Here is a 9,182-nt window from a genome sequence, read left to right as displayed (position 1 = left end):
AGAAAGTACTGAGACTCACTGTCAAAAAAGACCCGAGACAGCACATGAACCCTGGTTTCCACCGCCGTGCACCGGCAGCGGAAACCAGGGTCTTTTTCTTCCGGGGAACAGGGACATAACCCGAAAATAGTCTTCCACCAGCAGATACACATACCCCCCGGGGCTTAACTTGATACCCCAGGGGGTATATGGCATCATGTTGTCGCATACCCAACAAGAGGAGAAACCATGCTGCTGCACCGCTTCTACGACGAAGACCTTGCCCAGGCCAGCTACCTCATCGGCTGCCAGGCAGAAAACACCGCAGTCGTCGTTGACCCCCGACGCGACATCACCGAATACCTCGACCTGGCCGACCACCACGGGATGACCATCACCGGCGTCACCGAAACCCACATCCACGCCGACTACCTCTCCGGCACCCGGGAACTGGCCGCGGCCACCGGCGCCGAGATCTACGTCTCCGGCGAGGGCGACGAGGACTGGCAGTACGGCTTCGACGGCACCCGCCTGCACGACGGCGACACCATCAAGATCGGCAACATCACCATCGAGGCCAAGCACACCCCCGGCCACACCCCGGAGCACCTGTCCTTCCTGGTCACCGACGGTGCTTTCGCCGACACCCCCGGATACCTGCTCTCCGGCGACTTCGTCTTCTCCGGCGATCTCGGACGCCCCGACCTGCTCGACGAGGCCGCCGGCGGCGTCGACACCCGCTTCGGCGGCGCGAAGCAGATCTTCCGGAGCCTCAAGGAGGTCTTCCTGGCGCTGCCCGACCACGTTCAGGTCTACCCGGCCCACGGCGCGGGTTCCGCCTGCGGCAAGGCGCTCGGCGCCCTGCCGTCGACCACCGTCGGCTACGAGCGCTCCTACGCCTGGTGGGCCCCCTACCTCGCCAACGACGACGAGCAGGGCTTCGTCGACGAACTGCTCGACGGCCAGCCCGACGCCCACGCCTACTTCGGGCGGATGAAGCGCCAGAACAAGACCGGCCCGGCCGTCCTCGGCTACCCGCTGGCCCCGCTGCCCGAGCTGAAGGGCGGCGACATCGCGGACGAGGTCCGCTCCGGCGAAAAGATCATCGTCGACACCCGCCACCACTCCGAGGTCCACGATGGCACCGTCGAAGGTGCGGTCAACGTCCCCGGAATCGACAAGGCCGCCAGCTACATCGCCTGGGTCTTCGACCCGGAGTCCGATACCGCCGATCTGGTCGTCCTCGCCGAGGACCAGGAGAAGGCCGAGGACTTCCGCAACCACTTCATCCGCGTCGGCGTCGACGAGACCGTCGGTTACGTCACCTCCTTCGAGGGCCTGCCGACCACCTCTCCGGAGGTCCTCGCCCAGGACAAGCTCGAGGGCTTCAGCTACGACATGCTGCTCGACCTGCGCAACAAGACCGAGCACGCCGACGGCCACATCCCCGGGTCCGTCCAGCTCTCCGGCGGCCGCGTCCTGTGGAACCTCGACCAGCTGCCCGACGCCGACGCCACCATCGTCACCTACTGCCAGTCCGGCGTCCGCAACTCCGTCGCAGGCTCCGCGCTGCGCCGCAAGGGCTACAACATCGTCGAGCTCGAGGACTCCTACCTCGGCTGGCTCGACCACACCAACAAGTAACCACCGCCTGCACCTCCAGCAGACCCCTCCCACAGACAGGAATTCACCACCCATGACGGCCCCCACCACCACGATCACCTCCCTCGAAGCAGAGGATCTCAAGGCACACCTGGCCAACGGCGAGCAGCCGATCATCATCGACGTCCGCACCCCCGCCGAGTTCGAGTCCATGCACATCCGCGGCGCCTACAACGTCCCGCTGTCCATGCTCGCCGAGCACACCTCGGAATTCGCCTCCCGCTTCGAGGACGGCGTGGTCCTGGTCTGCCAGTCCGGCATCCGCGCCGAAGAGGCGCGCGAGCGTCTCGCCTCCGCGGGCCTGGAGACCGCCAGCGTGCTGGCCGGCGGCACCGCCGCCTTCGCGGACGCAGGCGGCGACGTCGTGCGCGGCAAGCGGCGCTGGGACATGGACCGCCAGGTCCGCATGGTCGCAGGTTCGCTGGTGCTCGCCGGTTTCGTCGGCTCCCGCGTGGTCTCCCGCCCCGTCGGTTACCTCTCGGCCGCCGTCGGTGCCGGCCTGACCTGGTCCGCGCTCAGCGACTCCTGCGCCATGGCCTCCGCTCTGTCGAAGATGCCGTGGAACCAGGCCTCGGTGACCCCGACCCTGGCGTCCACCGTCCGGGACATCCCGGTCGCCACCGGCAACGTCACCCTCCCCTAACCACCCAGCGGGCTGATCTCGGCCCCAAGTCTCGAAGACAGGAAATCATGAGCATCACTCTCATCGTGGTCGTCCTGCTCGCTATCGTGGTCGGGCTCAGCCTCGGGCTGCTCGGCGGCGGCGGCTCCATCCTCACCGTCCCCCTGCTGACCTACGTCGCGGGGATGGACCCGAAGGAAGCCATCGCAGCCTCGCTGTTCGTCGTGGGCACCACCTCCGTGGTGAGCACCTTCGCCCACGCGCGCAAGGGCAACGTGCAGTGGCGCACCGGACTGATCTTCGGCGCGGCCAGCATGGCCGGAGCCTTCCTCGGTGGCCTGGCCGGCGGATTCATCCCGGGAGTGGTCCTCATGATCGCGTTCGCCCTGATGATGATCGCCACCGCCGGGGCCATGCTCCGCGGCCGGAAGAAAGCGTCCGGCACGGGAGAGAAGAAGTCGCTCCCCCTGGGCAAGATCATCCTCGAGGGCCTGGTCGTGGGCCTGGTCACCGGCCTGGTCGGCGCCGGCGGCGGTTTCCTCGTGGTCCCCGCCCTGGCGCTGCTCGGCGGGCTGGCCATGCCGGTCGCGGTGGGCACCTCTCTGCTGGTCATCTCCATGAAGTCCTTCGCGGGGCTGGCCGGCTACCTGACCTCCGTCAGCCTGGACTGGCCGCTGGTCCTGTCCGTCACCGCCGCCGCCCTGGTCGGCGCGCTCATCGGCGCGCGGCTCACCTCGGTGGTCCCGGAGCAGGCGCTGCGCAAGGGCTTCGGCGTGTTCGTCCTGGTGATGGGTGTTTTCGTCCTGTCACAGGAACTCCCCCACCCCTGGGGAGCGGCCGTCGCCGGCGCTGCCGCGCTGCCTGCGGTGGGATACCTCGTTTCCCGGTTCCTCATCCGCACCCGCCGCCGGACGAATGCCTGAGGACGAACCCCTGGCCTGTAGCGAAGCAAACCCCGTGAGGAAATTCCTCGCGGGGTTTGCGGCTCCCGGGTGGAAACTCTAGGCGGTCTCCTTTTCCTCCCGGCCGAGCACCAGCTCCGGCTCATCCTCACCGCGGACGACCTCGGCTGTGATGATGACCTCGGCGACGTCATCGCGGTCGGGGAGGTCGTACATCACCGGAACGAGCAGCTCCTCCAGGATGGCGCGCAGGCCACGGGCACCGGTTCCCCGCTCCAGCGCTTTGTCGGCGATGACCTCGAGGGAGTCCGGGGTGAAGGTGAGTTGGGCGTCGTCCATCTCAAAGAGCCGCTGGTACTGCTTGACCAGGGAGTTCCGGGGTTCGGTGAGTACCTTGACCAGGGATTCCTGGTCCAGGTTGTCCACGGTGGCCACGATGGGCAGACGGCCGATGAACTCAGGGATGAGGCCGAACTTCACCAGGTCCTCGGGGCGGACCTGGTCGAAGAGGTCCCTCTTCTCCCGCTCGGAGGCCGTCTCGATCTCGGCACCGAAGCCCAGGCCCTTCTTGCCCACGCGTTCCTGGATGACCTTCTCCAGGCCGGCGAAGGCACCCGCGACGATGAACAGGATGTTCGAGGTGTCCAGCTGGATGAACTCCTGGTTGGGGTGCTTGCGCCCGCCCTGCGGCGGGATGGAGGCGGTCGTGCCCTCCAGGATCTTCAGCAGGGCCTGCTGCACGCCCTCGCCGGAGACATCGCGGGTGATCGACGGGTTGTCGGACTTCCGCGAGATCTTGTCCACCTCGTCGACGTAGATGATGCCGCGCTGGGCACGCTGGACGTCGAAATCGGCGGCCTGCAGCAGCTTGAGCAGGATGTTCTCCACGTCCTCGCCGACGTAGCCGGCCTCGGTCAGGGAGGTGGCGTCGGCGATGGCGAAGGGGACGTCCAGCATGCGTGCCAGGGTCTGGGCGAGGTAGGTCTTACCGGAACCGGTGGGTCCGAGGAGCAGGATGTTCGACTTGGCGATCTCGATGTCCTCCGACTTCCGGCCCCGGCGGGTACCGGCCGCGGCGGTCGCGAGTTCCTCCGTCCGGATGCGCTTGTAGTGGTTGTACACGGCGACGGCGAGGATGCGCTTGGCCTTGTCCTGACCGATGACGTACTTGTCCAGGAAGGCCGAGATCTCCGAGGGGCGGGGGAGCTTGTCCTCCTTCTGTTCGGCGGCCTGGGCGGCGCCGAGCTCCTCCTCGATGATCTCGTTGCACAGCTCGATGCATTCGTCGCAGATGTACACGCCGCCACCGGCGATGAGCTTCTTCACCTGCTTCTGACTCTTCCCGCAGAAGGAGCATTTCAGCAGGTCGGCGCTTTCTTGCATGCGTGCCATGAGGGGTATCTATCTCGCTTCGCTCGACTGTGGGGACGGGATGTCCCTTCACTCTAGTAGGAGGGGTCAAACCGGGGGAGACCCCGGCGGCTCTCCCCTCCCATAACGGCCGGGCCATGGTTTTGTTCCCACCCGCAGACGCACAACCCCGCCGGCCGCGGGTGCGGGGGCGGGGGCGGGCGTCGATAAGCGGGGGTTTTAAGCCACGCCCTCGGCCACCTTGAAGGGGGCATCGGTGACCGCGTGGACAGACTCCACGGTCTCGCCCTCGGCGACCTGCAGCAGGGTCAGGCCCTCCTGCGGGTCAACGTCGAAGACGGCGTAGTTGGTGACGATCAGGTCGACACACTTCGCGCCGGTCAGCGGCAGCGCACACTCGCTCAGGACCTTCGAGGTGCCCTTCTTGGTCACGTGATCCATCATGAGGATGATCTTCTGGGCGCCGTGGACGAGGTCCATCGCGCCGCCCATGCCCTTGACCATCTTGCCCGGGATCATCCAGTTGGCCAGGTCCCCGTACTGGGAGACCTCCATGGCGCCGAGGACGGCAACGTCCACGGAGCGGGAGCGGATCATGGCGAAGGAGGCGGAGGAGGAGAAGTAGGAGCCACCCTCGGTGATGGTGATGGTCTCCTTGCCGGCGTTGATCAGCTCGGGGTCGAGCTCATCCTCGGTCGGGTACGGTCCGACGCCGAGGATGCCGTTCTCGGAGTGCAGCACCACCTCAAGGCCCTCGGGCAGGTAGCCCGGGATGAGGGTGGGCATGCCGATGCCGAGGTTGACGTACTGGCCGTTCTCGAGCTCGCCGGCCACGCGTGCGGCCATCTGTTCCTTGGTCCAGGTCATTACTGGGTCACCGTCCTGTTCTCGATACCGGTCTCCTGCGGGCCGACCTCGACCACGCGGTTGACATAGATGCCCGGCAGGTCGACCTCGCTGGGGTCGATGACGTCGACGAGGTGCTCGACCTGGGCGATGGTCACCTTGCCGCTCATCGCGGCATCCGGGTTGAAGTTCTGGGCGGTCCTGTTGAAGACCAGGTTGCCGAAGCGGTCCCCCTTGTGGGCATGGACCAGCGCGAAGTCCGCGCGGATGGACTCCTCGAGCACGTAGACCTGACCGTTGAACTCGCGGGTCTCCTTCGGCTCGGAGACCACGGCGACGGTGCCGTCGGTGTTGTAGCGCTGGGGCAGACCGCCCTCAGCGACCTGGGTGCCCACACCGGCGGTGGTGTAGAAGGCCGGGATGCCGGCGCCGCCGGCGCGCATGCGCTCGGCGAGGGTGCCCTGCGGGGTGAACTCCACGGTGAGCTCACCGGAGAGATACTGGCGGGCGTACTCCTTGTTGGAACCCAGGTAGGAACCGATGGACTTGGAGATCCGCTTGTCGGCCAGCAGCAGGCCGAGGCCGAAGCCGTCGGTGCCGAGGTTGTTGGAGATGATCGTCAGGTCAGTCGCGCCCTGCTCGCGGAGGGCGTCGATGAGGCGGGCGGGGATGCCGACCAGGCCGAATCCACCGACGGCGATGGACGCACCGTCGTGGATATCGGCCACAGCCGCATCAGTTGTGGGAAGCGTCTTGTCAAGCATGTCTCAGACTGTACACTGGCGTTCACAGACTGCACAAGGGTTCACATCGCGAACCAGAAAGGAGTTGAACGTGGCCACCTCTGAAACACCGAACGTCCAGTCACTGGTACGTGGACTGTCGGTCATCCGCACCTTCAACGCGGACCGCCCCCGCCAGACACTCGCCCAGGTGGCCGAGGCCACCGGCCTGGCGCGCGCCACCGCCCGACGCTTCCTCCACACACTGGTCACCATCGGCTACGCCGCCACCGACGGCACCGAGTTCTGGCTGACCCCGCGGGTCCTGGAGCTCGGCTACAGCTACATGTCCGGCCTGGGCCTGCCCGCCATCGCGCAGCCCCGCCTCGAGGAACTCTCCCGCCGCATCGGCGAATCCAGCTCCCTGTCCGTCCTCGACGGGGCGGACGTCGTCTACGTCAACCGCGTCCCGGTGCGCCGCATCATGACGGTGTCCATCACCATCGGCACCCGCTTCCCGGCCTACGCCACCTCCATGGGCCGGGTCATCCTCGCGGGCCTGCCCGCCGAGGAACTCGACAACTACCTGGCCACCACCGATTTCCGGGCCTTCACGCCCTCCACGATCGTCGACGTCGACACCCTGCGTGCCGAACTCGGGCGCGTCCGGGAGCAGGGCTTCGCGGTCGTCGACCAGGAACTCGAGCCCGGTCTGCGGTCGTTGGCGGCCCCCGTCCACTCGCCTTCTGGCAGGGTGGTGGCCGCGGTCAACGTCTCCACCCAGACGGTGGTGCACAACCTGGATGACCTCCACAACGGCATCCTCCCGGCGCTGCTCAACACCGCCGAACTCATCTCCGCCGACCTGGCGGCCACTGAACTCTTCTGACTGAAACCTAGATTAAGGAACCACGATGACCAACCCCACCGACATCGTCCTCTGCTCCCCGCTGCGCACCGCCGTCGGCGGCTACGGCGGACAGTTCACGAACGTCCCTGTCCAGGAGCTGGCCGCCACCGTCGTGCGCGCCATCGTCGAGCGCACCGGCCTGAAGCCGGAGCAGGTCGACGACCTCATCCTCGGCCAGGCCGCCCCCAACGGTGCCGCCCCGGCCCTCGGCCGCGTCGTCGCACTCGACGCCGGCCTGGGCGAGTCCGTGCCCGGCATGCAGCTCGACCGCCGCTGCGGCTCCGGTCTGCAGGCCGTGGTCACCGCAGCCGCGCACGTGGCCACCGGTGCCGCCGACCTGATCATCGCCGGCGGTGCCGAGTCCATGTCACGCACCGAGTACACCGTCGACGCCGACGTCCGCTGGGGCAAGAAGGGCGGCAACATGGTCTTCCGTGACCGCCTGGCCGAGGCCCGCGAGACCGCCGGCGGCAAGAACCACCCGATCCCGGGCGGCATGATCGAGACGGCCGAGAACCTCCGCGAGCAGTACTCCATCCCCCGTGAGGCCCAGGACGAGATGTCCGTGACCTCCCACGCCCGCGCCATCGCCGCGCAGCAGGCCGGCATCTTCGCCGAGGAGATCGTCCCCGTCGCCGTCCCGCAGCGCAAGGGCGATCCGCTGATCATCGACACCGACGAGCACCCGCGCGCCGACTCCAGCCTGGAGAAGCTGGCCAAACTGCGCCCGATCATGGGCCGCCAGGACGCCGACGCCACCGTCACCGCCGGCAACGCCTCCGGACAGAACGACGGCGCCGCCGCCATGATCGTGACCACCCGCGCCAAGGCTGAGGAGCTGGGCCTGACCCCGGCAGTCACCCTCAAGGGCTGGGCCGTCGCCGGTGTCGCCCCGGAGACCATGGGCATCGGTCCCGTCCCGGCCACGAAGAAGGTTCTCGACCGCCTGGGCATGACCCTCGACGACATTGACCTCATCGAGCTCAACGAGGCCTTCGCCGCCCAGGCACTGTCCGTGCTCTCCGAGTGGGGCATCGACAAGGAGGACCCGCGCCTCAACCCGCTGGGCTCCGGCATCTCCATGGGCCACCCGGTCGGCGCGACCGGCGCCCGCATGCTCGTCACCGCCGCCCACCAGCTGCAGCGCAGCGACGCCAGGACTGCACTGGTCACCATGTGCATCGGCGGCGGCCAGGGCCTGGCTGCCATCGTCGAGAAGGAAGGCAACTAGTCCATGATCCTGCACCACGTTGAGTACGGCACCGAGCACGGCGGCGAACCGATCGTCTTCCTCGGCTCCATCGCCTCCACCACCGACATGTGGCTCCCCCAGCTGGACGCCCTGTCCGCCACCCACCGCGTCATCGCACTCGACCACCGCGGCCACGGCCACTCCCCCGACCCGGACGTCACCCCCGGCGAAACCACCTTCGACCACCTCGCTGCTGATGTGCTGGAGACCCTGGACACCCTGGGCGTCGACAAGTTCGCTGTCGTCGGCCTGTCACTCGGTGGCGCCCTGGCTCAGTACCTGACCGCCACCTCCGAGCGTGTCACTCGTGCCGCCTACCTGTGCACCGCCGCCTACTTCGGCGGCCCGGAGAAGTGGGATCCGCGCTCCGTGCTCACCCGCGCCGAAGGCATGGAGCCCATGGCCGACGGTGTCATCGGCCTGTGGTTCACCGAACAGTTCCGCGCCACGCAGCCGGCCACCACCGCCGCCTACCGGAACATGGTCACCTCCACCCGCGGCGTCGGCTACGCCTCCTGCTCCGACGCCCTGGCGACCTGGGACTTCAAGGACCGCCTCAAGGACATCACCGTGCCGGTGCTCGTGCTGGCCGGCACCGAGGACGAGTCCACCCCGCCCGCCGCGCTCCACGCGATCGCTGACGGTGTGACCGGTGAGGCCACCTACGTGGAGGTCTCCCCCGGTGCGCACGTGCCCACCGTGGAGTCCCCCGAGCAGGTCAACAAGGCACTGGTCGAGTTCTTCAACTAGTCCCCTGCTTGACGACGCCGCCGTGGCCCGGGTTTCCGGGCCACGGCGGCTTCTTCTTTTCCTGGCGGTTTATCCGGTGGCTCAGCTCGCCTGCAGATCCTGATCGCAGTTGTCACTGGCAGGACGCGACCACCCCGTGGCCGGATGCGGCCAACGGGGTGGTGGG

Annotated in this window: 9 protein-coding genes; 6 read left to right on the top strand and 3 right to left on the bottom strand. The window is 67.7% G+C overall.

All coding sequences use genetic code 11. From position 1 onward, the window contains the following. Positions 1 to 228 precede the first annotated feature (228 nt). The 3 genes from EAH68_RS13705 to EAH68_RS13695 are packed head-to-tail and all read left to right on the top strand — an operon-like array spanning position 229 to position 3,186. The gene (locus tag EAH68_RS13705; RefSeq protein ID WP_126121906.1) at positions 229 to 1,623 is read left to right on the top strand and encodes an MBL fold metallo-hydrolase; all 1,395 of its coding nucleotides are present in this window, start codon (positions 229 to 231) and stop codon (positions 1,621 to 1,623) included. 52 nt (positions 1,624 to 1,675) lie between these two features. Then, positions 1,676 to 2,284 (top strand): rhodanese-like domain-containing protein, encoded by a 609-nt coding sequence (locus EAH68_RS13700; protein ID WP_126121905.1) that lies wholly within the window; start codon positions 1,676 to 1,678, stop codon positions 2,282 to 2,284. Positions 2,285 to 2,331: 47 nt separating this feature from the next. Continuing rightward, positions 2,332 to 3,186, top strand: a complete 855-nt coding sequence (locus EAH68_RS13695; protein ID WP_126121904.1) for a sulfite exporter TauE/SafE family protein — start codon at positions 2,332 to 2,334, stop codon at positions 3,184 to 3,186. 78 nt (positions 3,187 to 3,264) lie between these two features. On the opposite strand, the gene clpX is transcribed toward EAH68_RS13695, so the two are convergent. The 3 genes from clpX to EAH68_RS13680 form a co-directional block, all read right to left on the bottom strand. Further along, positions 3,265 to 4,557, bottom strand: a complete 1,293-nt coding sequence (gene clpX, locus EAH68_RS13690) for an ATP-dependent Clp protease ATP-binding subunit ClpX (RefSeq protein ID WP_126121903.1) — start codon at positions 4,555 to 4,557, stop codon at positions 3,265 to 3,267. A gap of 198 nt (positions 4,558 to 4,755) precedes the next feature. Further along, entirely contained in the window at positions 4,756 to 5,403 is a 648-nt protein-coding gene (locus EAH68_RS13685; RefSeq protein ID WP_126121902.1) for a 3-oxoacid CoA-transferase subunit B, read from the bottom strand. Further along, on the bottom strand, positions 5,403 to 6,146 hold the full coding sequence (locus EAH68_RS13680; protein WP_126121901.1) for a CoA transferase subunit A: 744 nt from the start codon (positions 6,144 to 6,146) through the stop codon (positions 5,403 to 5,405). The genes EAH68_RS13685 and EAH68_RS13680 overlap by 1 nt, the downstream gene beginning before the upstream one ends. 70 nt (positions 6,147 to 6,216) lie before the next feature. Here EAH68_RS13680 and EAH68_RS13675 point away from each other — a divergent pair, with 70 nt between their 5' ends. The 3 genes from EAH68_RS13675 to pcaD are packed head-to-tail and all read left to right on the top strand — an operon-like array spanning position 6,217 to position 9,016. Next, entirely contained in the window at positions 6,217 to 6,993 is a 777-nt protein-coding gene (locus EAH68_RS13675) for an IclR family transcriptional regulator domain-containing protein (RefSeq protein WP_241228472.1), read from the top strand. A 25-nt stretch (positions 6,994 to 7,018) separates the two neighbouring features. Next, positions 7,019 to 8,245 (top strand): acetyl-CoA C-acetyltransferase, encoded by a 1,227-nt coding sequence (locus EAH68_RS13670; RefSeq protein ID WP_126121899.1) that lies wholly within the window; start codon positions 7,019 to 7,021, stop codon positions 8,243 to 8,245. A 3-nt stretch (positions 8,246 to 8,248) separates the two neighbouring features. After that, positions 8,249 to 9,016 (top strand): 3-oxoadipate enol-lactonase, encoded by a 768-nt coding sequence (gene pcaD / locus EAH68_RS13665; protein ID WP_126121898.1) that lies wholly within the window; start codon positions 8,249 to 8,251, stop codon positions 9,014 to 9,016. Positions 9,017 to 9,182: the final 166 nt, after the last annotated feature.

This window comes from Corynebacterium hylobatis (assembly GCF_003955685.1).
Classification (GTDB): Bacteria; Actinomycetota; Actinomycetes; order Mycobacteriales; family Mycobacteriaceae; genus Corynebacterium; species Corynebacterium hylobatis.
The sequence above is the reverse complement of the archived record's forward strand: the minus strand, read 5'-3'. Positions and strand labels throughout refer to the sequence as shown.

Excerpts from the sequence above, each read along its gene's own strand:
- EAH68_RS13705 (WP_126121906.1), top strand. The coding sequence starts at position 229 with ATGCTGCTGCACCGCTTCTACGACGAAGACCTTGCCCAGGCCAGCTAC.
- EAH68_RS13700 (WP_126121905.1), top strand. The coding sequence starts at position 1,676 with ATGACGGCCCCCACCACCACGATCACCTCCCTCGAAGCAGAGGATCTC.
- EAH68_RS13695 (WP_126121904.1), top strand. The coding sequence starts at position 2,332 with ATGAGCATCACTCTCATCGTGGTCGTCCTGCTCGCTATCGTGGTCGGG.
- clpX (WP_126121903.1), bottom strand. The coding sequence starts at position 4,557 with ATGGCACGCATGCAAGAAAGCGCCGACCTGCTGAAATGCTCCTTCTGC.
- EAH68_RS13685 (WP_126121902.1), bottom strand. The coding sequence starts at position 5,403 with ATGACCTGGACCAAGGAACAGATGGCCGCACGCGTGGCCGGCGAGCTC.
- EAH68_RS13680 (WP_126121901.1), bottom strand. The coding sequence starts at position 6,146 with ATGCTTGACAAGACGCTTCCCACAACTGATGCGGCTGTGGCCGATATC.
- EAH68_RS13670 (WP_126121899.1), top strand. The coding sequence starts at position 7,019 with ATGACCAACCCCACCGACATCGTCCTCTGCTCCCCGCTGCGCACCGCC.
- pcaD (WP_126121898.1), top strand. The coding sequence starts at position 8,249 with ATGATCCTGCACCACGTTGAGTACGGCACCGAGCACGGCGGCGAACCG.